A 23,605-nucleotide genomic window follows, 5' to 3' on the forward strand; every position below is an offset into this window, starting at 1 on the left:
AAGAAACGGGGTTTTATCAAAAATTAATATTAATTTTGCAAGATAATTTATATAATAAATAATTTTAATATCAAATGAGCATCAAAATAGCAGTTATCGGATTGGGTTATGTGGGATTACCTTTGGCAAGGCTTTTTGCAAAGCAATATCCGGTTGTAGGATTCGACATCAATAAAAAAAGAATCAATGAGTTAAATTCAGGACATGACAGTACTTTAGAAATAAGTAATGAATTATTACAATCGGTATTAGTAACTACTTTTTCAAGCCCAACGGGTTTGTTATGTTCTAGTGATTTAGATGATATAAAAGATTGTAATTATTATATAATTACTGTTCCAACTCCAGTAGATAAAAATAACCGTCCCGATTTAACACCACTTTACAAATCGAGTGAAACAGTTGGAAAAGTTTTGAAAAAAGGCGATATTGTAATTTATGAATCCACAGTATATCCTGGCGTAACAGAGGAAGAGTGTGTGCCTGTTTTGGAAAAAATAAGTGGTTTGAAATTCAATCAAGATTTTCATGCGGGATATTCTCCAGAAAGAATAAATCCTGGCGATAAAGAGCATACTGTTGAAAAAATACTTAAAGTTACTTCAGGATCTACACCAGAAATTGGTTTAAAAGTAGATGCACTGTACCGCTCTGTTATTGTTGCGGGGACACATTTAGCCCCATCAATAAAAGTAGCCGAAGCAGCTAAAGTAATAGAAAATTCACAACGTGATATCAATATTGCATTTGTAAACGAGTTGGCCAAAATATTCAATATGATGGAAATAGACACCCACTCTGTATTAGAAGCAGCAGGTACAAAATGGAATTTCTTACCTTTCAAACCAGGTTTGGTTGGAGGGCATTGCATAGGGGTAGATCCATATTATTTGGCTCAAAAATCTCAAGAATCGGGCTACCATCCAGAGATTATTTTAGCTGGTAGAAGACTCAATGACGGAATGGGAGAATTTATTGCAACAGTTGTTGTAAAACTCATGATTAAAAAAGGAATATTTGTAAAAAATGCCAAACTTTTAATGTTAGGTTTTACTTTCAAAGAAAATTGTCCAGATGTAAGAAATACCAAAATCATAGATGTTGTTAGAGCATTAGAAGATTTTGAAATAGACATAACGATACACGACCCATGGGCAAATCCTGATGAGGTTAAACATGAATATGATTTGGAAATGACCAAAGACTTACCAAATGAAAAATTTGATGCGATCATTTTAGGGGTTTCACATAAAGAATTTGCTGATATAGATTACAATTCATTAAAAAAAGATAATGCTATTTTATTTGATGTTAAAGGAATTTTGCCTTTAAATATTATTGACGGAAGGTTGTAATTATTCCTGAAAAATGATTATATTAGCCAACCAAAATCTATTTTTTTAAACCTAAATTTTCGATTAATTTTGCATTAAAATTGTCGTAATTTTGTTTAAAATAAACATAAATATCTACTTATGAAAAAAATTGTTATTACAGGAGGTGCCGGTTTTATAGGCTCTCATGTCGTGAGACGTTTTGTAAAAAAATATCCAAATTATCAAATATTTAATTTGGACGCATTGACTTATGCTGGCAACTTAGAAAATATTAAAGATATTGAAAATGAACCCAATTATACTTTTGTAAAAGGGGATATTGTTGATGCAGATTTTATAAATGAATTGTTTGAAAAGCATCAATTTGATGGGGTTTTGCATCTTGCCGCAGAATCTCACGTTGATCGTTCTATAACAGACCCGCTTTCGTTTGTAAAAACCAACGTTATTGGTACGATGAATTTGTTAAATGCTGCCAAAAACATTTGGAAAAACAACTTCGATGGTAAACGTTTTTACCATATTAGTACAGATGAGGTTTATGGTACATTAGGTGCCGAAGGTTTGTTTACAGAGCAAACAGCTTATGACCCAAATTCACCTTATTCTGCTTCAAAAGCCAGTTCAGATCATTTTGTAAGAGCTTATGGCGAAACTTATGGGTTGCCTTATGTGCTTACTAATTGTTCAAACAACTATGGCCCAAACCATTTTCCAGAAAAATTGATACCGTTATTTATCAATAACATCATACAAAACAAACCATTACCCGTATATGGAGACGGAAAATATACACGTGATTGGCTTTTTGTTGAAGACCATGCCGTGGCAATTGATTTGGTTTTTCATGAAGGAAAAAACCACGAAACTTATAATATAGGAGGATTTAATGAATGGCAAAATATTAATTTGGTAAAATTATTGTGCCAAATTATGGACAAAAAATTGAACAGAGTAGAAGGTACTTCAGAACAATTAATTTCTTATGTAACAGACAGACCTGGACACGATTTGCGATATGCTATTGATGCAACCAAAATCAATAAAGAATTAGGCTGGAAACCATCGGTAACATTTGAACAAGGATTAGAAAAAACAGTCAATTGGTTCTTAGAAAATCAAGCATGGCTTGAAAGTGTAACCTCTGGCGAATATGCCAAATATTATGAAAAACAGTATTCTAATTAATTCATTTTTAATACAATAAGCCATGTCGTTAAGAAGTTTTGCTCGAAATATACGTACACAATACCGCATTTTTACACATAAAGGAAATACCTACACTTGCCCTTATTGTGGATACCATGCCAGTGGATTTTATCAAATAGGTTTGCCACATCAGGCCAATATTGATCATCAAATTATTGGTGCGGGTTTAAGAAATGGAGGTTGTTACAAATGCGACTCAATGGATAGAGAGCGTGCATTATATGCTTTTTTTAATAATGAGTTAGACATTTTCAAAAATAAAAGCGATTATAGTATTCTTCATTTAGCTCCAGAGTGGCGATTGACAGATTTATTTTTGAAATACCAATACAAAGAATACATCTGTACAGATAAATTTATGGAAGGATATTCTTATCCAAGTCATGTAATAGATATGGATATTATGAATATTCCTTATAAAGATAATCGATTTGATTTGATTATTTGTAACCATATTTTAGAGCATATTCCAGATGATATTGCGGCTATGAAAGAATTATTTAGAGTGTTAAAACCTAATGGAACTGCTGTTCTTCAAGTGCCTATTTCGGCAACTTTGCAAGACACTTATGAAAACCCTGCGGTTACTACCAATGAAGATAGAGAAAAGCATTACGGACAATATGATCATGTACGTATATATGGTCAGGATTATGTAGCAAGACTGCAGTCTGTTGGTTTTAAAGTTAATAGAATCAATATTTCAAACAAATACAAACAATACGGATTAATTCCAAATGAAGATTTGTTTATTTGCTCTAAATAATTGCTGAAATAAATTAAATATTAAAATAAAAAATGAGTAATTCAAATCAAGCCTGGACAGAAGAAATAAAGGCACAAGATTCTTTGTTTTCTGTCAATTTAAAAGAAGTTTGGCATTATAGAGATTTGTTGATGATGCTTGTAAAACGTGATTATGTTACGTTTTACAAGCAAACTATTTTAGGCCCAATTTGGTTTTTTGTACAACCCATACTTACAACTTTGATGTATGTACTGCTTTTTGGTCAGATAGCAAAAATTTCTACAGACGGCACACCACAATTGGCATTTTATTTGTCAGGTATCACAATTTGGAATTATTTTTCAGAATCCTTAACTAAAACATCAACAGTATTTAGAGATAATGCTGCAGTAATGGGCAAAGTTTATTTCCCTAGATTGATAATGCCTTTGTCCATCGTTGTATCAGGGTTGATGAAATTTGGTATTCAATTTGGACTTTTTGTGGTGGTTGTTTTATATTACACTTTTATTCAACAATCCATACAACCCAATATATGGGTTTTGGCAACACCTTTTTTGTTATTAATCATGGCATTATTTTCGTTAGGGTTAGGAATGATTTTTTCATCTTTGACAACAAAATACAAAGATTTGGTTTTTTTACTTACCTTTGGTATTCAATTGTTTATGTATGCTACACCAGTTGTTTATCCTGTTACAGCCATACCCGAACATTATAGATGGGTTGTCAATTTAAATCCATTAACGGGGGTGTTTGAATGTTTTAGATATGCTTTTTTGGGTTCAGGAAGTTTTGATCCAATGAGTTTGTGGGTAAGTATTATTTCTACTATACTTTTGATGGTTGTAGGTGTAGTAATTTTTAATAAAGTAGAAAAAAGTTTTATGGACACTGTTTAATTTTTTTTCAAAAAATGATTATAGCCAATCCAATATACGATGTAGTATTTAAACGGATGATGGAGAATGAGCGGGTAGCAAAATTCTTCATAGGAACGTTATTGGATCAAACGATAGAAAGTATCGAGGTAAAACAACAAGAATTTACCTTTATGAAACATTTGGATTTAGACGATCCAAAGGTTCAGGAATTTGTGGCCAAAAAAATCAACGAACGACTGTTGATCAATGTCATGCGATTGGATTTTGTAGCAACAATAAAAACAGACACGGGCGAATATAAAAAAATATTGATAGAAATACAAAAAGCCAAACACCAAATCGATTTGATGCGGTTTCGGAATTATTTGGCAGAGCAATACAAGCGAGAGGACAAAATATTAGAAACCGCTGCACCGTTGCCTATTACTACAATTTATGTATTAGGATTCAATTTAAGCGAAATAACCTCGCCATGTATCAAGGTAGAGCGACAATATAAAGATTTGATCGAACAAAAAGTCATCAATGAAAAGAGCGATTTTGTAGAAAAATTGACCCACGACAGTTATGTAGTACAAGTAAACCGAATAACCAATAGGTTTCAAACCCGATTGGACAAAATGTTGAGTGTTTTTGAGCAAAATCATTTTACGGACGAAAAAGAAATAGTAAAAGTATTTGAACATCAAATAGATAGCGAAGATTTGAAACTCACCACATCGATATTGCACCACGCAGGCACCGACCCAAAGGACCGCAAAGAACTAGAAGACGAACAAGAAGCATGGCGAACAATAGATGCCCTAACGGGAAATATTCGACACAAAACAGATCAATTATTGCAAATCATTTCCGAGAAAGAGCAAGCCTTATTGGAAAATGAAAAAATAATTTCCGAGAAAGAGCAGGCCTTGAAAGACAAAGACAAGGAAAACGAAGCTTTGAAACAGCAAATTGCCCTATTAATGAATAAAAAAGACAAGTAAAAAATGATTATAGCCAATCCAATATACGATGTAGTATTTAAACGGATGATGGAGAATGAGCGGGTAGCAAAATTCTTCATAGGAACGTTATTGGATCAAACGATAGAAAGTATCGAGGTAAAACAACAAGAATTTACCTTTATGAAACATTTGGATTTAGACGATCCAAAGGTTCAGGAATTTGTGGCCAAAAAAATCAACGAGCGGCTACTGATTAATGTCATGCGATTGGATTTTGTAGCAACAATAAAAACAGACACGGGCGAATATAAAAAAATATTGATAGAAATACAAAAAGCCAAACACCAAATCGATTTGATGCGGTTTCGGAATTATTTGGCAGAGCAATACAAGCGAGAGGACAAAATATTAGAAACCGCTGCACCGTTGCCTATTACTACAATTTATGTATTAGGATTCAATTTAAGCGAAATAACCTCGCCATGTATCAAGGTAGAGCGACAATATAAAGATTTGATCGAACAAAAAGTCATCAATGAAAAGAGCGATTTTGTAGAAAAATTGACCCACGACAGTTATGTAGTACAAGTAAACCGAATAACCAATAGGTTTCAAACCCGATTGGACAAAATGTTGAGTGTTTTTGAGCAAAATCATTTTACGGACGAAAAAGAAATAGTAAAAGTATTTGAACATCAAATAGATAGCGAAGATTTGAAACTCACCACATCGATATTGCACCACGCAGGCACCGACCCAAAGGACCGCAAAGAACTAGAAGACGAACAAGAAGCATGGCGAACAATAGATGCCCTAACGGGAAATATTCGACACAAAACAGATCAATTATTGCAAATCATTTCCGAGAAAGAGCAAGCCTTATTGGAAAATGAAAAAATAATTTCCGAGAAAGAGCAGGCCTTGAAAGACAAAGACAAGGAAAACGAAGCTTTGAAACAGCAAATTGCCCTATTAATGAATAAAAAAGACAAGTAAAAAATGATTATAGCCAATCCAATATACGATGTAGTATTTAAACGGATGATGGAGAATGAGCGGGTAGCAAAATTCTTCATAGGAACGTTATTGGATCAAACGATAGAAAGTATCGAGGTAAAACAACAAGAATTTACCTTTATGAAACATTTGGATTTAGACGATCCAAAGGTTCAGGAATTTGTGGCCAAAAAAATCAACGAACGACTGTTGATCAATGTCATGCGATTGGATTTTGTAGCAACAATAAAAACAGACACGGGCGAATATAAAAAAATATTGATAGAAATACAAAAAGCCAAACACCAAATCGATTTGATGCGGTTTCGGAATTATTTGGCAGAGCAATACAAGCGAGAGGACAAAATATTAGAAACCGCTGCACCGTTGCCTATTACTACAATTTATGTATTAGGATTCAATTTAAGCGAAATAACCTCGCCATGTATCAAGGTAGAACGACAATATAAAGATTTGATCGAACAAAAAGTCATCAATGAAAAGAGCGATTTTGTAGAAAAATTGACCCACGACAGTTATGTAGTACAAGTAAACCGAATAACCAATAGGTTTCAAACCCGATTGGACAAAATGTTGAGTGTTTTTGAGCAAAATCATTTTACGGACGAAAAAGAAATAGTAAAAGTATTTGAACATCAAATAGATAGCGAAGATTTGAAACTCACCACATCGATATTGCACCACGCAGGCACCGACCCAAAGGACCGCAAAGAACTAGAAGACGAACAAGAAGCTTGGCGAACAATAGATGCCCTAACGGGAAATATTCGACACAAAACAGATCAATTATTGCAAATCATTTCCGAGAAAGAGCAGGCCTTATTGGAAAATGAAAAAATCATTTCCGAGAAAGAGCAAGCCTTATTGGAAAATGAAAAAATCATTTCCGAGAAAGCACAAGCTTTATTAGAAAATGAAAAAATAATTTCCGAGAAAGATCAGGCCTTGAAAGACAAAGACAAGGAAAACGAAGCTTTGAAACAGCAAATTGCCCTATTAATGAATAAAAAAGACAAGTAAAAAATGATTATAGCCAATCCAATATACGATGTAGTATTTAAACGGATGATGGAGAATGAGCGGGTAGCAAAATTCTTCATAGGAACGTTATTGGATCAAACGATAGAAAGTATCGAGGTAAAACAACAAGAATTTACCTTTATGAAACATTTGGATTTAGACGATCCAAAGGTTCAGGAATTTGTGGCCAAAAAAATCAACGAGCGGCTACTGATTAATGTCATGCGATTGGATTTTGTAGCAACAATAAAAACAGACACGGGCGAATATAAAAAAATATTGATAGAAATACAAAAAGCCAAACACCAAATCGATTTGATGCGGTTTCGGAATTATTTGGCAGAGCAATACAAGCGAGAGGACAAAATATTAGAAACCGCTGCACCGTTGCCTATTACTACAATTTATGTATTAGGATTCAATTTAAGCGAAATAACCTCGCCATGTATCAAGGTAGAGCGACAATATAAAGATTTGATCGAACAAAAAGTCATCAATGAAAAGAGCGATTTTGTAGAAAAATTGACCCACGACAGTTATGTAGTACAAGTAAACCGAATAACCAATAGGTTTCAAACCCGATTGGACAAAATGTTGAGTGTTTTTGAACAAAATCATTTTACGGACGAAAAAGAAATAGTAAAAGTATTTGAACATCAAATAGATAGCGAAGATTTGAAACTCACCACATCGATATTGCACCACGCAGGCACCGACCCTAAGGACCGCAAAGAACTAGAAGACGAACAAGAAGCCTGGCGAACAATAGATGCCCTAACGGGAAATATTCGACACAAAACAGATCAATTATTGCAAATCATTTCCGAGAAAGAGCAAGCCTTATTGGAAAATGAAAAAATAATTTCCGAGAAAGAGCAGGCCTTGAAAGACAAAGACAAGGAAAACGAAGCTTTGAAACAGCAAATTGCCCTATTAATGAATAAAAAAGACAAGTAAAAAATGATTATAGCCAATCCAATATACGATGTAGTATTTAAACGGATGATGGAGAATGAGCGGGTAGCAAAATTCTTCATAGGAACGTTATTGGATCAAACGATAGAAAGTATCGAGGTAAAACAACAAGAATTTACCTTTATGAAACATTTGGATTTAGATGATCCAAAGGTTCAGGAATTTGTGGCCAAAAAAATCAACGAACGGCTACTGATTAATGTCATGCGATTGGATTTTGTAGCAACAATAAAAACAGACACGGGCGAATATAAAAAAATATTGATAGAAATACAAAAAGCCAAACACCAAATCGATTTGATGCGGTTTCGGAATTATTTGGCAGAGCAATACAAGCGAGAGGACAAAATATTAGAAACCGCTGCACCGTTGCCTATTACTACAATTTATGTATTAGGATTCAATTTGAGCGAAATAACCTCGCCATGTATCAAGGTAGAACGACAATATAAAGATTTGATCGAACAAAAAGTCATCAATGAAAAGAGTGATTTTGTAGAAAAATTGACCCACGACAGTTATGTAGTACAAGTAAACCGAATAACCAATAGGTTTCAAACCCGATTGGACAAAATGTTGAGTGTTTTTGAGCAAAATCATTTTACGGACGAAAAAGAAATAGTAAAAGTATTTGAACATCAAATAGATAGCGAAGATTTGAAACTCACCACATCGATATTGCACCACGCAGGCACCGACCCAAAGGACCGCAAAGAACTAGAAGACGAACAAGAAGCTTGGCGAACAATAGATGCCCTAACGGGAAATATTCGACACAAAACAGATCAATTATTGCAAATCATTTCCGAGAAAGAGCAAGCTTTATTAGAAAATGAAAAAATAATTTCCGAGAAAGAGCAGGCCTTGAAAGACAAAGACAAGGAAAATGAAGCTTTGAAACAGCAAATTGCCCTATTAATGAATAAAAAAGACAAGTAAAAATGATTATAGCCAATCCAATATACGATGTAGTATTTAAACGGATGATGGAGAATGAGCGGGTAGCAAAATTCTTCATAGGAACGTTATTGGATCAAACGATAGAAAGTATCGAGGTAAAACAACAAGAATTTACCTTTATGAAACATTTGGATTTAGACGATCCAAAGGTTCAGGAATTTGTGGCCAAAAAAATCAACGAACGGCTACTGATTAATGTCATGCGATTGGATTTTGTAGCAACAATAAAAACAGACACGGGCGAATATAAAAAAATATTGATAGAAATACAAAAAGCCAAACACCAAATCGATTTGATGCGGTTTCGGAATTATTTGGCAGAGCAATACAAGCGAGAGGACAAAATATTAGAAACCGCTGCACCGTTGCCTATTACTACAATTTATGTATTAGGATTCAATTTAAGCGAAATAACCTCGCCATGTATCAAGGTAGAGCGACAATATAAAGATTTGATCGAACAAAAAGTCATCAATGAAAAGAGTGATTTTGTAGAAAAATTGACCCACGACAGTTATGTAGTACAAGTAAACCGAATAACCAATAGGTTTCAAACCCGATTGGACAAAATGTTGAGTGTTTTTGAACAAAATCATTTTACGGACGAAAAAGAAATAGTAAAAGTATTTGAACATCAAATAGATAGCGAAGATTTGAAACTCACCACATCGATATTGCACCACGCAGGCACCGACCCAAAGGACCGCAAAGAACTAGAAGACGAACAAGAAGCTTGGCGAACAATAGATGCCCTAACGGGAAATATTCGACACAAAACAGATCAATTATTGCAAATCATTTCCGAAAAAGAGCAGGCATTGATAGACAAAGACAAGGAAAACGAAGCTTTGAAACAGCAAATTGCCCTATTAATGAATAAAAAAGACAAGTAAAAATCAGGATTTAATCTGAAATATATTAAACAATGAAGTTAGCCATTAAAGCAGAAAATATTTCCAAACAATACCGACTAGGAGAAGTGGGTACTGGAACATTATCGCATGATTTGAACCGATTTTGGAGTAAAATCAGAGGTAAAGAAGACCCTTATTTGAAAATTGGCGACAGCAACGATCGTACGAGCAAGGGTTCTAGTGATTATGTTTGGTCGTTGAGAGATATTAATTTTGAAATAGAACAAGGCGATGCGGTTGGAATTATAGGACGAAATGGTGCTGGAAAAAGCACATTGCTCAAACTATTAAGTAAAGTTACCAAACCTACAACGGGGAGTTTCAAAATAAATGGACGAATTGCCTCGTTGCTCGAAGTGGGCACGGGTTTTAATCCCGAAATGACTGGACGAGAAAACATTTATTTGAATGGTGCCATATTAGGCATGCGAAAATTTGAAATCGATAGAAAACTCGACGAAATTATTGCTTTTTCGGGTGTAGAACGCTACATTGACACACCCGTAAAACGCTATTCCTCTGGTATGTATGTGCGGTTGGCATTTGCGGTAGCCGCACATTTAGAATCTGAAATTCTTATAGTAGATGAAGTATTGGCTGTGGGCGATGCCGAATTTCAAAAAAAATGCCTCGGAAAAATGGGCGACGTGTCCAAAGGCGAAGGCAGAACGGTGCTTTTTGTGAGCCATAATATGGCGGCGGTTTCTACGCTTTGTAATAAGGGGATTTATCTCAAAAACGGGCTTGTGGAATCAGTAGGGGGGATAGAAGGAATTATTAATCAATATATTACAAATGGACAAGAGAGTGCTCCTTTTGTATTGCATAAAGATATAAAATATCAAAATACTTGTCCCCATGCACATTTTGAATGTATCAGTATATTTTCTGAAGGCGAAAATAAGAACTCGGTTAGAATCGATAGAGAAGTTCAAATTGAACTTGAATACAGGGTTTTGACTGATGATGCTATTATATGGCCAAGCATTCATTTACTTGACGCTATGGGAACTTGCATTTTGGCAACATTTAATAGTCCAGCTGCATCATTTGTAGCCGATCCTTTTTTTGGAAAACCGCTAAAAAAAGGCGTTTATAAAACAGTTTGCACCATACCAGCTAATTTCTTGAATGAATCTTCATACCAAATTTCTGCTTTTTTAGTACCACAGGATACTACACAAATTGTTGTAGCTCAAGAAGTATTGTCTTTTAATGTAAACGAAACAGGCGAAATGACCAAAGACTATGTTGGGACATGGATTGGTTTGATTAGACCAAAATTAAATTGGAACACCACATTTATTAGTTAAAGTTTATTACTTTTGAACCATACTAACAAAAGGAATATTATAGCATCAAATTGAATAAATTAATATGAAAGTAGTTATTTTTGCAGGCGGAAAAGGAACAAGAATTTCCGAAGAATCGCATTTAAAGCCAAAACCCATGATAGAAATAGGAGGAAAACCTATTTTATGGCACATTATGAAAATTTATGAAAAACATGGTTTTACAGAATTTATTTTATGTTTGGGCTACAAAGGGAATGCAATTAAGGAATATTTTGTAAATTATTTCTCGTACAATGCTGATATTACAATTGAACTTCAAAACAATACGATTGAAGTTCATCATACAAAAGCAGAAAATTTTAAAGTTACATTGGTCGATACGGGATTAGATACCATGACTGCAGGAAGGTTGCAGCGAGTAGAAAAATATATTCAAGAAGACACTTTTATGCTAACTTATGGAGATGGTGTAGCAGATGTAAATATTTCAGAATTAGTAGATTACCATCATTCGCACGGTAAGTTAGCTACCATGACGGCTATTATTCCTGAAGGAAGATTTGGTACGATGGATATTGCAGAAGACGGAATTGTAAATAATTTCAAAGAAAAACCCAAAAATGACAACCATTGGATTAATGGCGGTTTTTTTGTTTTGAACAAAGAAGTCTTTAAATATTTGAATCAAGACATGACGGACATCATGTGGGAAGAACAACCTTTGATTCAATTAACGGCAGATAAACAATTGATGACTTTCAAACACCACGGTTTTTGGAAGTGTATGGATGCCATGAGAGACAAAGAAGAATTAGAAAAAATGTGGGACAAAGGTAATGCACCTTGGAAAATTTGGTAAATACAATACAAATGAATTTATTTTCAGACATTTATAGAAACAAAAAAGTTTTAATAACTGGACATACAGGCTTCAAAGGGGCTTGGCTATCCTATTGGTTGATACAATTAGGGGCAGATGTATTTGGTATTTCGGATAAAATTACTACGCAGCCTTCCCATTTTGAGTTATTACAACTTGACATGCAAAGTTATTTTATTGATATTAGAGACAATGAATTGCTCGATGCTCAAATAAAAGAGATTAATCCAGATATTATTTTTCATTTGGCAGCACAGCCTCTTGTTAGGTATTCTTACAAAGAACCCGTAGAAACTTTTGCAACAAATGTCATGGGAACGGTTCATATACTCAACACCTGTTTGTCTTTGTCCAATATCAAAGGGATTGTAAACATTACAAGCGACAAATGTTACGAAAATTTTGAAGACGACAGACCTTATAACGAAGCCGATAGAATGGGAGGATATGATCCGTATAGTGCCTCAAAAGGTGCAGCGGAACTGGTTGTAGCGTCGTTTAGAAATTCCTTTTTTAATGTCAAAGATTTTGGTACAAAACACCATTTTATACTTGCTTCTGCTCGGGCAGGAAATGTTATTGGCGGGGGCGATTGGTCTGAAGATAGATTGATTCCCGATTTGGTAAAAAATGCGGTTACAAACACCGTTACCATCATTCGGTCTCCTTATGCAACAAGACCTTGGCAACATGTTTTGGAACCTCTTTCGGGCTATCTAGTATTGGGACAAAAGATTTTAGAACAAGACATAACCGTGTCTGATGGATGGAATTTTGGACCAGAAAACAACGAAACACTTGCTGTAAAAGAAGTACTCGAAATCGCATCTAAAGTTTGGAATCAATTGCAATTTGATTTTCCAAAACTCGAAAACCAGCCTCACGAAGCCAACTTGTTGCGTTTGGATTGTACTAAAGCCAACCAGCAATTGCAGTGGTTTCCTGTTTGGAACATCAACGAATCGATACAAAAAACCATCAATTGGTACCAACAATATTATACCACAAATACAATAATAACCCCAAACGATTTGTTGGATTATATCCAACAAGCCAAAAATAAAAACTTACATTGGACTAAATAAAATATTATGGAATTTAAACATTTAAACGAAGACTTGTTACAAAGTTTAACAGCTATTGCAACTAAAAATACAACCCAAATCATTGTGCCGGGCGAAAATTACATTCCCGTTACGGGCAAAGTATTAGACGCTCAGGATTTGTTGTATGGCGTAGAATCTGTTTTAGATGGATGGCTTACAACGGGCAGATATGGCGAAGCTTTTGAAAAAGATTTTGCCAAATGGTTTGGTTCTCGAACCTCGTTGTTGGTCAATTCAGGATCTTCGGCCAACTTGGTGGCTTTTTATACCCTAACATCGCCAAAATTGAAAGCCAAACAAATTTTGCCTGGAGACGAAATAATTACAGTAGCCGCTGGATTTCCAACAACTATAAATCCAATGGTTCAATATGGTTGTGTTCCTGTTTTCATTGATGTAGATATTCCAACATACAATATCAAAGTAGAACGTATTGAAGAGGCCATCACTCCAAAAACCAAAGCCATTATGATAGCTCATGCTTTAGGCAATCCATTCAACCTGAAAGTGGTTATGGAAATAGCCAAAAAGCACAATCTTTGGGTTATTGAAGACGATTGCGACTCGCTAGGGGCTACTTACGAAGGTAAAAAAACAGGTACTTTTGGCGATTTAGCTACGGTATCTTTTTATCCAGCACACCATATTACCATGGGCGAAGGCGGTGCAGTATTGGTAAATAATCCACGAATTGGAGCTATTGCCAAAAGTTTTAGAGACTGGGGCAGAGACTGTTATTGCGAACCAGGATGCGATGATACATGTGGCAAAAGATTCGATTGGAGTTTAGGCGATTTGCCTCATGGCTACGACCACAAATACACCTACTCACACATCGGGTTTAACCTAAAAGTTACCGATATGCAGGCTGCTATTGGATTGAGTCAATTGAAAAAAGCCGAAACTTTTGTGCAACGCCGTCAAGAAAACCATGCCCTTTTGTATAACAAACTCAAACCTTTTGAAGACCATTTTATACTACCAGAAGCCACCCCAAACAGTGTGCCAAGTTGGTTTGGGTTTATGATTACCCTACGAGATTCTAGCCCCGTAAACAGAGAAGAATTGGTACAGTTTTTAGAAAAAAATAAAATTGGAACCCGATTGTTTTTTGCAGGAAACATTGTAAAACAACCCGCTTACAAAGACATGAATTACAGAGTTGTAGGCGATTTGACCAATACAGATACCATCATGAACCGTTCGTTTTGGTTGGGTGTTTGGCCTGGTTTGCAAGAACAACATTATGATTATATAGTTGCAAAAATTAATGAATTTTTGAGAAAATAAGATGGAAATAAACATTGCAATTATAGGAGCTAGCGGATTCTTAGGAAAATCATTCGTTGATTATTTTAATAATAAAAATATTCCTGTAACGGCATTTTCTAGAACTGTACAAAATAAAAATTGGAAAGAATTTGACGTTTTAAATTATAAAGATTTATCAGTTTTTGAAAGTTTTACTCATGTGTTTTATTGTGCTGCTGGGGGTGTACAACGAAATAATATAGGAAACAATGAATTGAGAATTAATTCATTGTTTCCTATTGAATTATCAAATTATCTTAATAATATTAATACATCAATAAAATTTATTTCATTTGGTTCGTATTTTGAAATTGGAGATAATTCTTTAGATAAAGAATGGACAGAAAAAGAAATAATTTATACGGACAACATTATATCATCAGAATATATTGAATCAAAGAAAATATTAACATATTACTCATATATTGCTAAAAAATCTTATCATTTTATACTTCCTACAATTTATGGTGAAAAAGAGAATTCAAAGAGACTAATACCTTATATTATTAATTCATTAAAAAAAAATGAAAAAATAACTATAAGTTCTGGCGAACAAATAAGACAATATGTATATGTTGAAGATGTTTTAAAAATAATATGGGAGAATATTGTTTTATTAAATTGTGGAGTTTATAATATTTCTGGTGAAGTAGTTAATATTAATCAAATTGTAAAATACATTTTTAGTTTATTTGATTCTGATATTGAAATATCTATTGAAAATAATTTCAGAGATCTTTCTATGATGAATTTAAAATTGAAGCAATCAAATTTAATAAAGGAAATGAATTTATCAAAATCAAGTTTATTAGATAATTTAAAAAAGTATTTATGAATGATAAACCTTTATTAACAATAGCTATACCTACTTATAATAGAGCTTCTTACTTAGAAATTAATTTAGAACAATTATTTATAAATTTAAAGGAGCTAGAATATCCAGAACAAGTTGAAATAATAATTTCAGACAATGCTTCTACGGATAATACTTCATTTATTGTAAATAAATTTCGTAAATATTCGTTACCTATAAAATATTTTCGAAATGAGATAAATTTAGGTTTTGATGGCAATTTTTATAATTGTTATGAAAATGCTACAGGCAAATATGTTTGGATTTTTGGTGATGACGAATTGTTATTTAATCATTCGCTTGCAAAAATAATGGATGTGTTAAAAAATAATGATATTGGATGTTTGTATTTAGAAGGAGTAAGTTACGCTGATACTTATGATTTGAATGCTTATAATATGCAACCTACGGAAACGGTTAAGTTAATTTCAAGTGATGAATACATACAAAAAGTGCATTTTTATTTGACATTTTGCACGGGCAATATTTTTAATAAAAGTATTTTGCCAAGCAATTTTGATTCAAAACCTTATATCGGGACAAATTTAATTCAAGTAGGTTGGTATTTAACAGCATTGAATCATACAGAAAACAACATCATATTGAAAGAAAAATATTTCTATGCTAAAAATGCCAATACGGGTGGGTATAAATTGTTTAAAACATTTTCGACAAATTTTAATTTAATCTTAAAACAACACACCACTCCAAAGCACATAAGATGGATAAACAACCAATTGATCAATAGTTTTTTTCCTATATTTTTAAATCAAAGACAATCATTTAGTAAAGAAAATGGTTATTTGGAACTGTTTAAAAATTATTACCATTATCCTTGTTTTTGGAAGAAATTGGTTTTTAAACAATTGTATAAATCTATAATAAAGAAATTAATATGAAGTGGATATTCAAAAAAATAGTTATAAAAATTTTAACTTATGCAAATAGAATAAATAACAAACAGGACCGAATTGAATTGAAACAAGGTTTCAAAAAAATTGGTAAGAATTTTTTTATTGGAAAAGATTTTATTGTATTTGGAACAAAATATATTGAAATAGGGGATGATTTTATCGCAACTGATCGTTTTCGATTGGAAGCACTAGACCAATACGGAGAAGGTAAGTTTACACCAAAAGTCATCATTGGTAATAATGTGATATTCAATACAGATGTTCATATTGGTTGTATCAATAGAGTAGAAATTGGCGATAACTGTTTGTTTGCTAGCAGGATATTTATTATAGATCATCATCATGGCGAGCCAGAGGCTGCCATTTTGCATATACCACCAAAAGATAGACTTTTGGTTTCAAAAGGACCTGTAATTATCGAAAACAATGTTTGGGTAGGCGAGGGGGTTGCCATTATGCCCAATGTACGCATTGGAAAAAATAGTATTATTGCAACCAATGCCGTAGTTACCAAGGATGTACCGCCCAATAGTGTGGTGGCAGGTGTGCCAGCCAAAGTAATTAAAACAATGGTTTAACTAAAAAATTAAAATGAATCACAATACGCCTCTCGTTTCGGTATGTTTGCCCATTTATAACGGGGCCGCTTTTTTGGAAGAAGCCCTAGCAAGTTTGGCCGCTCAAACCTATCCAAACCTAGAATTGATAGTAAGCGACGACCAATCGACAGATCATTCGCTACAAATAGTAGCCGCTTTTCAAGCCAAAGTCGGTTTTCCTATTCGTGTTTTTTCGCATGAACCTGCGGGTATTGGTGCCAATTGGAACCATTGTGTGCAACATGCCCAAGGCGAATACATCAAGTTTTTGTTTCAAGACGATGTGTTTTATCCCGAGTGTATCTCGCTAATGGTAGCACAAGCCCTTCGAAGCCCAAAAATAGGGATGGTGTATTGCAAGCGTGATTTTTTGTATGAAAAAACAGAAGAAAATTCAAATTGGATAGCAAGATATGGGGTTTTACATCAAAGATGGGATGGTTTTATTGTAAAAGACCAAGAGATTGTTCGTGGCACACAAATGTTAAAAGATAAGAAATTGCTTAAATTTCCAACTAATAAAATAGGCGAACCCACAGCCGTACTGCTTCACAGACGGGTTTTTGATAAAGTGGGGCTATTTTCGCCACATTTGAAACAAATTTTAGATGTTGAGTATTGGCTTCGGCTCATGAAACATTTTGATGTAGTTTATATCGACCAACCTTTGATTTATTTCAGAATCCACGAGCAACAAGCCAGTGCCATTAATGCCAAAAACCGTCATGAACTGGAGGATTATTATTTTTATGGCTCGTTAATTCAAAATGTATTTTGGCAGTTGCATTTTGAAGTTCAAAAGGGATTATTTTTTAACTATACTAAATTTGGAAATCAACTCAAAAAAATTTTAAAACTAAATTTTTTGAGATAAAATTTCAAGTTTGAGGTTTCAATTTTTAAGGCATACAAAGTAGCTGGCCTATGATGTTACCTATTTTATATGTATATTTAGTATAAATTTATAAATGATAAAAAATAATTTCAAATGAAAGCAAAATTATTATTTTTATTAAGTTGGATAACCCTATTGGGCTATTCACAAGAAAAAAAACAGTTATTTCACACTCCACATGTTTCTAGGGTCGTAAAAAATATACCTTTCGATTTAGACGCAAATAAAGGAATGTTGGTGTATGGCGGTGGGAGTTCATTGCGTAAAGCATTAGAAAAAATAAACTATTTTGATTTGTTAGTTCCTTTCAAAAAATTTGCAAAAGACATCAATCAAGAACATTTACAGGAAAAATTAAAAACCGCAAAAAATTTAGAAGAAACATACGAAATTATTGATAAAGAATACAAGCAATTTATGATTTTATATTTTGAATCTGACTCCAACGATGTGGTTAGATACAGATTATATAAGCCGGGAGTTGGTAATATTTTTATAGTAGAAGACGTGTATTCTGTGCAACTTATTGGTATAACAGCGGGTAATAGGTATTTATATACAAACGTAGAGGAAGCAATGTATAATGAAATTGTAAATTATATAAGGCAAAATTCAAAAATGTATCAGTAAATTTATTTTATATGTTTAATTTATAAGCAACATGAAAAGTTATAGGATTACAAAGATTTTATAGTTTCTTTGAAACCTAAAACTTGAAACTTGAAACCTGAAACCTGAAACTTGAAACTTGAAACTTCTAACCTCTAACTTCTAACTTCTTGCTTCTAAATTCTAACCTCTAACTTCTTGCTTCTAACTTCTAACCTCTAACCTCTAACCTCTAACCTCTAACTTCTTGCTTCTAACTTCTTGCTTCTAACCTCTAACTTCTAACCTCTATTTAATCTTTGTCAAAGGTATAAACTTTGACAAAGATTATAGAGACAAATCAATGCTTAACTAAACGACATAGAGACGTGTCTATTGGCTAAAAGTTGCTTTATTGCATTAATCCTGAAGTAAAACCTCCAAAATACTGATGGCAGCAGCACTAATTTTGGTACCAGGACCAAAAACGGCAGCAGCACCAGAGTCGAACAAAAACTGATAATCTTGAGCAGGAATAACCCCACCCACGATGACCATAATATCTTCTCGGCCATATTTTTGAAGTTCTGCAATTACTTGAGGTACAAGGGTTTTGTGTCCAGCGGCCAACGACGAAACACCAAGTATGTGCACATCGTTTTCTACGGCTTGTTTGGCAGCTTCGGCAGGCGTTTGAAACAAAGGCCCCATATCTACATCAAATCCAACATCGGCATAACCCGTTGCTACCACTTTTGCCCCTCTGTCGTGTCCGTCTTGTCCCATTTTGGCAATCATAATCCTTGGTCTGCGGCCTTCTTTTTCGGCAAATTGATTGGCCAATTCTTTGGCTTTTTCAAAACTTTTATCGTCTTTTATTTCTTTACTATACACACCACTAAATGATTTAATTTGTGCTTTATGTCTTCCAAAAACCACTTCCAAAGCATCGCTGATTTCGCCAAGTGTAGCTCTTTCTCGGGCAGCATCTACGGCCAATGCCAATAAATTTCCCGATCCAGTTTGTGCCGTTTGGGTTAGTTTTGCTAGGGCGGCTGCTACCTTTTCTGGGTTTCTTGTGGCTTTGATGTGCTCTAATTGTTCCATTTGTTGTTTTCTAACCAATTGATTATCAACATCCAAAATTTGCAACGGATCTTCTTGTTCCAATCGGTATTGGTTTACCCCAACAATCACATCTTGGTTACTGTCAATACGGGCTTGTTTGCGAGCCGCAGCCTCTTCAATACGAAGTTTTGGAATGCCAGATTCTACGGCTTTGGTCATCCCGCCAAGGGCTTCAACCTCTTCAATCAATTGCCAAGCACTTTGAGCAATGTCGTTGGTTAAATTTTCTATGTAATAACTACCTGCCCACGGATCGACGGTTTTGCAAATTTTGGTTTCTTCTTGCAAATAAATCTGTGTGTTTCTAGCAATTCTGGCAGAAAAATCGGTAGGCAAAGCAATGGCCTCGTCAAGAGCATTGGTATGCAACGATTGTGTGCCACCAAAGGCTGCTGCAGCGGCTTCAATACAAGTTCGGGCCACGTTATTAAAGGGGTCTTGCTCGGTCAAACTCCACCCCGATGTTTGACAATGGGTTCTCAAGGCCAATGATTTTTCATCTTTGGGTTCAAATTGTTTAACCAGTTTGGCCCATATCATTCTACCGGCTCTCATTTTGGCAATTTCCATAAAATGGTTCATTCCAATGGCCCAAAAGAAAGATAATCGAGGAGCAAATTCGTCAATTTTCATGCCAGTTGCCAGCCCTGTTCGGATGTATTCCAATCCATCGGCTAGGGTATAGGCCAGTTCAATATCGGCGGTAGCTCCTGCCTCTTGCATGTGGTAGCCAGATATAGAAATAGAATTGAATTTGGGCATGTATTTGCTGGTATATTCAAAAATATCAGCAATGATTTTCATAGAAGGCGTTGGTGGGTATATGTAAGTATTTCTTACCATAAATTCTTTCAAAATGTCATTTTGAATCGTACCCGAAAGTTGTTCTGGCTTAACACCTTGTTCCTCTGCCGCTACAATATAAAAGGCCATAATGGGCAAAACGGCACCATTCATAGTCATAGAAACGGACATTTCGTGGAGCGGAATTTGATCAAAAAGCACTTTCATATCTTCCACAGAATCAATGGCTACACCTGCTTTTCCTACATCGCCCACCACTCTTTCGTGGTCAGAATCGTACCCTCTGTGTGTGGCCAAATCAAATGCTACAGAAAGTCCTTTTTGTCCGGCGGCCAAGTTGCGTCTGTAAAAAGCATTACTTTCAGTAGCCGTAGAAAAACCTGCATATTGACGAATAGTCCATGGACGACGGACATACATAGAGGCATAAGGGCCTCGCAAATGGGGTGCAAATCCCGCAGCAAAATCCAAATGCTCCAAGCCTTCTATGGACGAGGCATCATATTGTGGTTGAATCAAAATGTCTTCGGCTGTTCTAAAAGCCGTTGTTGGCTGGGTATTTATTTCAGGTGTAACAGCCTGATCTAAACTTATATTTTGTATATTTTTTCTCATTTTTTTAAAAGGTAAAATCAAATGTATTCCGTTTATTCTAATGCCAATCGGTCTTGTTCTAATTTTTCAGACAATCTTTTTTCAATAATTGGGGCAATCAACGTTTTGCGAGGATTATTTTTTACAAATGGATACAACTCCAAATCGTGTTTCATTTGGTCTTTTGGATTTGGATATTTGTTGGTACCCAATAAAATTTCTTTTCCAGAGTCAAATAAAGCTTGCTCCTTATCGGCACTTTCTTGGATTTTTCTTTTGATAGTTCCATCGTTCAATTGTTTCAAAAAACCACCATTTGCTTCAATGTCTTTAAATAATGCCAAGGATTTTTCAGCCAATTGTTGGGTGATATTTTCTATATAATAGCTGCCATCTGCAGGATTGTTTACTTTGTCAAAATAACTTTCGTTTTTCATAATCAACAACTGATTTCTGGAAATTCTATCGCCAAATTCGTTGTTTTTGTGGTACAATGCATCGTAGGGCAAGTTGATAACGGTATTGGCCCCACCCAAAATGGCACTCATACATTCAGTTGTAGTTCGCAACATATTGACGTTATAGTCATAAATGGTTTTGTTGCGATGGCTTGGTGTGGCCACAATATGGCATGTGATATTCGAGTGGTATTCTTTTGCTAATAAGTTGAATAACAGTCGTAAAGCTCTCAATTTGGCTATTTCAAAAAAGTAATTGGTACCAACTGCTACATGCAATACTATTGTGTTTTTGTAGGTTTCTACAACATTCAAATACTCGTTGGCATGAGCCAGCGTATAGGCAATTTGTTGCACCATATTGGCACCCGCATTTTGATACAATCCTGCATGAACCCCCAAAAGTATTACTTTTTGCGTTTGGCTCACAAGCTTGTTGAGCGTTTCAAAATTGTCTTGCTCAGCGGTTTCAAACCAATTACCTTGTTTGGCCAATTGCCCAATTGGATCGATATTACAATAAATCGTTAGGTTGTTTTGTACCGCTATGCGGTCTATTTGCAATACGAAATCGATTGAGAGAAAAGATAAATCAAAGAAAACGGGAACGTGTGCTAACGAAAGACTTAAAAGCAGTTTTTCGATGTCTGTTTGGTCGTTTTCAATTACAAAATGCAAACTTTCTGCGCCTCTATTAAGGCTGTCTGTTGCTTTTTGAATGCTCTTCAAAACGTCTTGAACAAAAATAGCTTGACCTATTTTAAATTCGGTAACGGTGGTTCCAATAGGATAAGGTTTTTCAAACTCGTCTTGATGGTAAAATGGTTTTACCTTTATATCTTCGGGCGAATTCCAAACTAAAGTGTCGTTATAATCGGCACCCTTTAGTTCATACTGCAATTGATTTTTCCACTGCTTGCTGGAAACAGCCTCAAAATCAGAGAATAATTGTTGTGGCATTGTACTTGATTTTTATTTTTGTTTAATTTATTTTCGAAACTAGCGTATCATCTTTAAATTCGACGATATAGACATCTTCACTGTCTTTTTTCATAAAATATTTCTCACGAGCATATTTTTCAATTTGTCCTTCATTTTTCAATAATTTGATGCTGCGTTTGTCTTTGGCAATTTCTTGCTGGTAATACCATTTGTTTTCGTTTAATTCATCAATTTGATTGTCTAAAAACCGATGATCAAAAAACGAATAATTATCTAAAAACATCATCCAAATAAAAAAACCTATTGAAATGACAATATATTTATTTTTCCAAAAAGGTAATTTTTCTTTATTTGCGTCTTTTTTTTTCATATTTTTTTATAAATGTTAATTTTAAATTCAATTGTTTGTTAATAAAAAAATTAGCATTAAAATTATTGAATTTTCTGATTGATTACGGCTCTAACTACATCAATAGCTACATTGTTGTGTTTGTCGTTTGGAATAATGATGTCTGCAAAAGCTTTTGTGGGTTCAATAAATTGTTGGTGCATCGGTTTTAGCGTTGTTTGATAACGGTTCAACACCTCTTCCATGTCTCTACCTCTTTCGGCTATATCTCGTTTCAGACGACGAATCAATCGCTCGTCTGAATCGGCATGAACAAAAACTTTAATATCAAATAATTCTCTTAATTCTGGATTGGCCAAAATCAAAATACCTTCTACAATCAACACTTTTCGAGGGTGGGTAGTTATGGTGTCTTCGGTTCTGTTATGGGTAACAAAAGAATATACAGGTTGATGTATAATCTTACCTGATTTTAAGTCTTTTAAGTGTTGTACTAATAAATCAAAATCGATGGCCCGTGGATGATCAAAATTGATCAAAGCCCGCTCGTCAAACGACAAATGGCTGTTGTCTTTATAATAGGAATCCTGCGAAATAATATCTACCTCGGTTTGAGGCAACTTTTTCATAATTTGATGCACTACGGTTGTTTTTCCCGATCCAGTACCACCTGCAATTCCAATAATTAACATAATTTGTATGAATTTAATTTTGTTTACAAAAATAAGACATTTTATGTTAGCATATATTTGATTTTTTGAAATTGTGAAATAAAAAATATAGGCAATTTTTTTTAACGAAAACGTTGTAATTGATTTTGTTTTTTATATAAAATATAAATTTTCTGATTACAAATTCACGAAACCTACTCAACAGCA

At 34.4% G+C, this 23,605-nt stretch carries 23 protein-coding genes; 19 read left to right on the plus strand and 4 right to left on the minus strand.

What is annotated here, in order from left to right; genetic code table 11:
• Positions 1 to 74 precede the first annotated feature (74 nt).
• The 19 genes from FBFL15_RS03730 to FBFL15_RS03820 all read left to right on the plus strand — a co-directional run bounded on the left by FBFL15_RS03730 (position 75) and on the right by FBFL15_RS03820 (position 18,494).
• Entirely contained in the window at positions 75 to 1,355 is a 1,281-nt protein-coding gene (locus tag FBFL15_RS03730) for a nucleotide sugar dehydrogenase (protein ID WP_014083327.1), read from the plus strand.
• A 120-nt stretch (positions 1,356 to 1,475) separates the two neighbouring features.
• Positions 1,476 to 2,525 (plus strand): dTDP-glucose 4,6-dehydratase, encoded by a 1,050-nt coding sequence (gene rfbB, locus FBFL15_RS03735; protein ID WP_014083328.1) that lies wholly within the window; start codon positions 1,476 to 1,478, stop codon positions 2,523 to 2,525.
• A gap of 22 nt (positions 2,526 to 2,547) precedes the next feature.
• Positions 2,548 to 3,312 carry a class I SAM-dependent methyltransferase gene (locus FBFL15_RS03740; protein WP_014083329.1) on the plus strand — a complete coding sequence of 255 codons (765 nt, stop codon included), beginning with the start codon at positions 2,548 to 2,550 and terminating at the stop codon, positions 3,310 to 3,312.
• 32 nt (positions 3,313 to 3,344) lie between these two features.
• Positions 3,345 to 4,196 carry an ABC transporter permease gene (locus tag FBFL15_RS03745; protein WP_014083330.1) on the plus strand — a complete coding sequence of 284 codons (852 nt, stop codon included), beginning with the start codon at positions 3,345 to 3,347 and terminating at the stop codon, positions 4,194 to 4,196.
• A 14-nt stretch (positions 4,197 to 4,210) separates the two neighbouring features.
• Positions 4,211 to 5,164 (plus strand): hypothetical protein, encoded by a 954-nt coding sequence (locus FBFL15_RS03750; RefSeq protein WP_014083331.1) that lies wholly within the window; start codon positions 4,211 to 4,213, stop codon positions 5,162 to 5,164.
• A gap of 3 nt (positions 5,165 to 5,167) precedes the next feature.
• Complete coding sequence (locus FBFL15_RS03755; protein WP_014083331.1) at positions 5,168 to 6,121, plus strand: hypothetical protein; 954 nt, start codon at positions 5,168 to 5,170, stop codon at positions 6,119 to 6,121.
• 3 nt (positions 6,122 to 6,124) lie between these two features.
• Complete coding sequence (locus FBFL15_RS03760) at positions 6,125 to 7,162, plus strand: hypothetical protein (protein WP_014083332.1); 1,038 nt, start codon at positions 6,125 to 6,127, stop codon at positions 7,160 to 7,162.
• 3 nt (positions 7,163 to 7,165) lie between these two features.
• Positions 7,166 to 8,119, plus strand: a complete 954-nt coding sequence (locus tag FBFL15_RS03765; protein ID WP_014083331.1) for a hypothetical protein — start codon at positions 7,166 to 7,168, stop codon at positions 8,117 to 8,119.
• Positions 8,120 to 8,122: 3 nt separating this feature from the next.
• The gene (locus FBFL15_RS03770; RefSeq protein WP_014083331.1) at positions 8,123 to 9,076 is read left to right on the plus strand and encodes a hypothetical protein; all 954 of its coding nucleotides are present in this window, start codon (positions 8,123 to 8,125) and stop codon (positions 9,074 to 9,076) included.
• Between the two features lie 2 nt (positions 9,077 to 9,078).
• Positions 9,079 to 9,990 carry a hypothetical protein gene (locus FBFL15_RS03775; RefSeq protein ID WP_014083333.1) on the plus strand — a complete coding sequence of 304 codons (912 nt, stop codon included), beginning with the start codon at positions 9,079 to 9,081 and terminating at the stop codon, positions 9,988 to 9,990.
• A 32-nt stretch (positions 9,991 to 10,022) separates the two neighbouring features.
• A complete protein-coding gene (locus FBFL15_RS03780) occupies positions 10,023 to 11,324 on the plus strand; it encodes an ABC transporter ATP-binding protein (protein WP_014083334.1) in 1,302 nt (433 codons plus the stop codon).
• A gap of 64 nt (positions 11,325 to 11,388) precedes the next feature.
• Positions 11,389 to 12,165, plus strand: a complete 777-nt coding sequence (gene rfbF, locus FBFL15_RS03785) for a glucose-1-phosphate cytidylyltransferase (RefSeq protein WP_014083335.1) — start codon at positions 11,389 to 11,391, stop codon at positions 12,163 to 12,165.
• Between the two features lie 11 nt (positions 12,166 to 12,176).
• Complete coding sequence (rfbG, locus tag FBFL15_RS03790; RefSeq protein WP_014083336.1) at positions 12,177 to 13,271, plus strand: CDP-glucose 4,6-dehydratase; 1,095 nt, start codon at positions 12,177 to 12,179, stop codon at positions 13,269 to 13,271.
• Positions 13,272 to 13,277: 6 nt separating this feature from the next.
• Complete coding sequence (gene rfbH, locus FBFL15_RS03795) at positions 13,278 to 14,582, plus strand: lipopolysaccharide biosynthesis protein RfbH (RefSeq protein WP_014083337.1); 1,305 nt, start codon at positions 13,278 to 13,280, stop codon at positions 14,580 to 14,582.
• Between the two features lies 1 nt (position 14,583).
• On the plus strand, positions 14,584 to 15,438 hold the full coding sequence (locus FBFL15_RS03800) for an NAD-dependent epimerase/dehydratase family protein (RefSeq protein ID WP_014083338.1): 855 nt from the start codon (positions 14,584 to 14,586) through the stop codon (positions 15,436 to 15,438).
• On the plus strand, positions 15,435 to 16,355 hold the full coding sequence (locus tag FBFL15_RS15690; protein WP_014083339.1) for a glycosyltransferase family 2 protein: 921 nt from the start codon (positions 15,435 to 15,437) through the stop codon (positions 16,353 to 16,355). Before FBFL15_RS03800 ends, FBFL15_RS15690 begins: the two co-directional genes overlap by 4 nt.
• Positions 16,352 to 16,948, plus strand: a complete 597-nt coding sequence (locus FBFL15_RS17060) for an acyltransferase (RefSeq protein WP_014083340.1) — start codon at positions 16,352 to 16,354, stop codon at positions 16,946 to 16,948. The genes FBFL15_RS15690 and FBFL15_RS17060 overlap by 4 nt, the downstream gene beginning before the upstream one ends.
• A 13-nt stretch (positions 16,949 to 16,961) precedes the next feature.
• Entirely contained in the window at positions 16,962 to 17,843 is an 882-nt protein-coding gene (locus FBFL15_RS03815; protein ID WP_014083341.1) for a glycosyltransferase family 2 protein, read from the plus strand.
• A 114-nt stretch (positions 17,844 to 17,957) separates the two neighbouring features.
• Positions 17,958 to 18,494 (plus strand): hypothetical protein, encoded by a 537-nt coding sequence (locus FBFL15_RS03820; RefSeq protein ID WP_014083342.1) that lies wholly within the window; start codon positions 17,958 to 17,960, stop codon positions 18,492 to 18,494.
• A 378-nt stretch (positions 18,495 to 18,872) separates the two neighbouring features.
• Here FBFL15_RS03820 and scpA read toward each other — a convergent pair whose 3' ends face one another.
• The 4 genes from scpA to udk all read right to left on the minus strand — a co-directional run bounded on the left by scpA (position 18,873) and on the right by udk (position 23,419).
• Positions 18,873 to 20,999: a methylmalonyl-CoA mutase gene (gene scpA / locus FBFL15_RS03825; protein WP_014083343.1), complete on the minus strand. Its 2,127-nt coding sequence runs from the start codon at positions 20,997 to 20,999 to the stop codon at positions 18,873 to 18,875.
• Positions 21,000 to 21,031: 32 nt separating this feature from the next.
• Positions 21,032 to 22,396 carry a methylmalonyl-CoA mutase subunit beta gene (locus tag FBFL15_RS03830; protein WP_014083344.1) on the minus strand — a complete coding sequence of 455 codons (1,365 nt, stop codon included), beginning with the start codon at positions 22,394 to 22,396 and terminating at the stop codon, positions 21,032 to 21,034.
• A gap of 22 nt (positions 22,397 to 22,418) precedes the next feature.
• Complete coding sequence (locus FBFL15_RS03835) at positions 22,419 to 22,748, minus strand: FtsB family cell division protein (protein WP_014083345.1); 330 nt, start codon at positions 22,746 to 22,748, stop codon at positions 22,419 to 22,421.
• Between the two features lie 62 nt (positions 22,749 to 22,810).
• On the minus strand, positions 22,811 to 23,419 hold the full coding sequence (udk, locus tag FBFL15_RS03840; RefSeq protein WP_014083346.1) for a uridine kinase: 609 nt from the start codon (positions 23,417 to 23,419) through the stop codon (positions 22,811 to 22,813).
• Positions 23,420 to 23,605: the final 186 nt, after the last annotated feature.

Origin of the sequence: Flavobacterium branchiophilum FL-15, from assembly GCF_000253275.1 — a bacterium.
In the GTDB taxonomy this organism is placed as follows: domain Bacteria; phylum Bacteroidota; class Bacteroidia; order Flavobacteriales; family Flavobacteriaceae; genus Flavobacterium; species Flavobacterium branchiophilum.

Bases quoted from the DNA above. Each gene is read 5' to 3' on its own strand.
- FBFL15_RS03755 (WP_014083331.1), top strand. From the start codon at position 5,168: ATGATTATAGCCAATCCAATATACGATGTAGTATTTAAACGGATGATG.
- FBFL15_RS03770 (WP_014083331.1), top strand. From the start codon at position 8,123: ATGATTATAGCCAATCCAATATACGATGTAGTATTTAAACGGATGATG.
- FBFL15_RS03800 (WP_014083338.1), top strand. From the start codon at position 14,584: ATGGAAATAAACATTGCAATTATAGGAGCTAGCGGATTCTTAGGAAAA.
- FBFL15_RS03730 (WP_014083327.1), top strand. From the start codon at position 75: ATGAGCATCAAAATAGCAGTTATCGGATTGGGTTATGTGGGATTACCT.
- rfbB (WP_014083328.1), top strand. From the start codon at position 1,476: ATGAAAAAAATTGTTATTACAGGAGGTGCCGGTTTTATAGGCTCTCAT.
- FBFL15_RS03765 (WP_014083331.1), top strand. From the start codon at position 7,166: ATGATTATAGCCAATCCAATATACGATGTAGTATTTAAACGGATGATG.
- FBFL15_RS03775 (WP_014083333.1), top strand. From the start codon at position 9,079: ATGATTATAGCCAATCCAATATACGATGTAGTATTTAAACGGATGATG.
- FBFL15_RS03750 (WP_014083331.1), top strand. From the start codon at position 4,211: ATGATTATAGCCAATCCAATATACGATGTAGTATTTAAACGGATGATG.
- rfbF (WP_014083335.1), top strand. From the start codon at position 11,389: ATGAAAGTAGTTATTTTTGCAGGCGGAAAAGGAACAAGAATTTCCGAA.
- FBFL15_RS17060 (WP_014083340.1), top strand. From the start codon at position 16,352: ATGAAGTGGATATTCAAAAAAATAGTTATAAAAATTTTAACTTATGCA.
- FBFL15_RS03815 (WP_014083341.1), top strand. From the start codon at position 16,962: ATGAATCACAATACGCCTCTCGTTTCGGTATGTTTGCCCATTTATAAC.
- FBFL15_RS03740 (WP_014083329.1), top strand. From the start codon at position 2,548: ATGTCGTTAAGAAGTTTTGCTCGAAATATACGTACACAATACCGCATT.
- FBFL15_RS03830 (WP_014083344.1), bottom strand. From the start codon at position 22,396: ATGCCACAACAATTATTCTCTGATTTTGAGGCTGTTTCCAGCAAGCAG.
- scpA (WP_014083343.1), bottom strand. From the start codon at position 20,999: ATGAGAAAAAATATACAAAATATAAGTTTAGATCAGGCTGTTACACCT.
- udk (WP_014083346.1), bottom strand. From the start codon at position 23,419: ATGTTAATTATTGGAATTGCAGGTGGTACTGGATCGGGAAAAACAACC.
- FBFL15_RS03745 (WP_014083330.1), top strand. From the start codon at position 3,345: ATGAGTAATTCAAATCAAGCCTGGACAGAAGAAATAAAGGCACAAGAT.
- FBFL15_RS03780 (WP_014083334.1), top strand. From the start codon at position 10,023: ATGAAGTTAGCCATTAAAGCAGAAAATATTTCCAAACAATACCGACTA.
- rfbH (WP_014083337.1), top strand. From the start codon at position 13,278: ATGGAATTTAAACATTTAAACGAAGACTTGTTACAAAGTTTAACAGCT.
- rfbG (WP_014083336.1), top strand. From the start codon at position 12,177: ATGAATTTATTTTCAGACATTTATAGAAACAAAAAAGTTTTAATAACT.
- FBFL15_RS03820 (WP_014083342.1), top strand. From the start codon at position 17,958: ATGAAAGCAAAATTATTATTTTTATTAAGTTGGATAACCCTATTGGGC.
- FBFL15_RS03835 (WP_014083345.1), bottom strand. From the start codon at position 22,748: ATGAAAAAAAAAGACGCAAATAAAGAAAAATTACCTTTTTGGAAAAAT.
- FBFL15_RS15690 (WP_014083339.1), top strand. From the start codon at position 15,435: ATGAATGATAAACCTTTATTAACAATAGCTATACCTACTTATAATAGA.
- FBFL15_RS03760 (WP_014083332.1), top strand. From the start codon at position 6,125: ATGATTATAGCCAATCCAATATACGATGTAGTATTTAAACGGATGATG.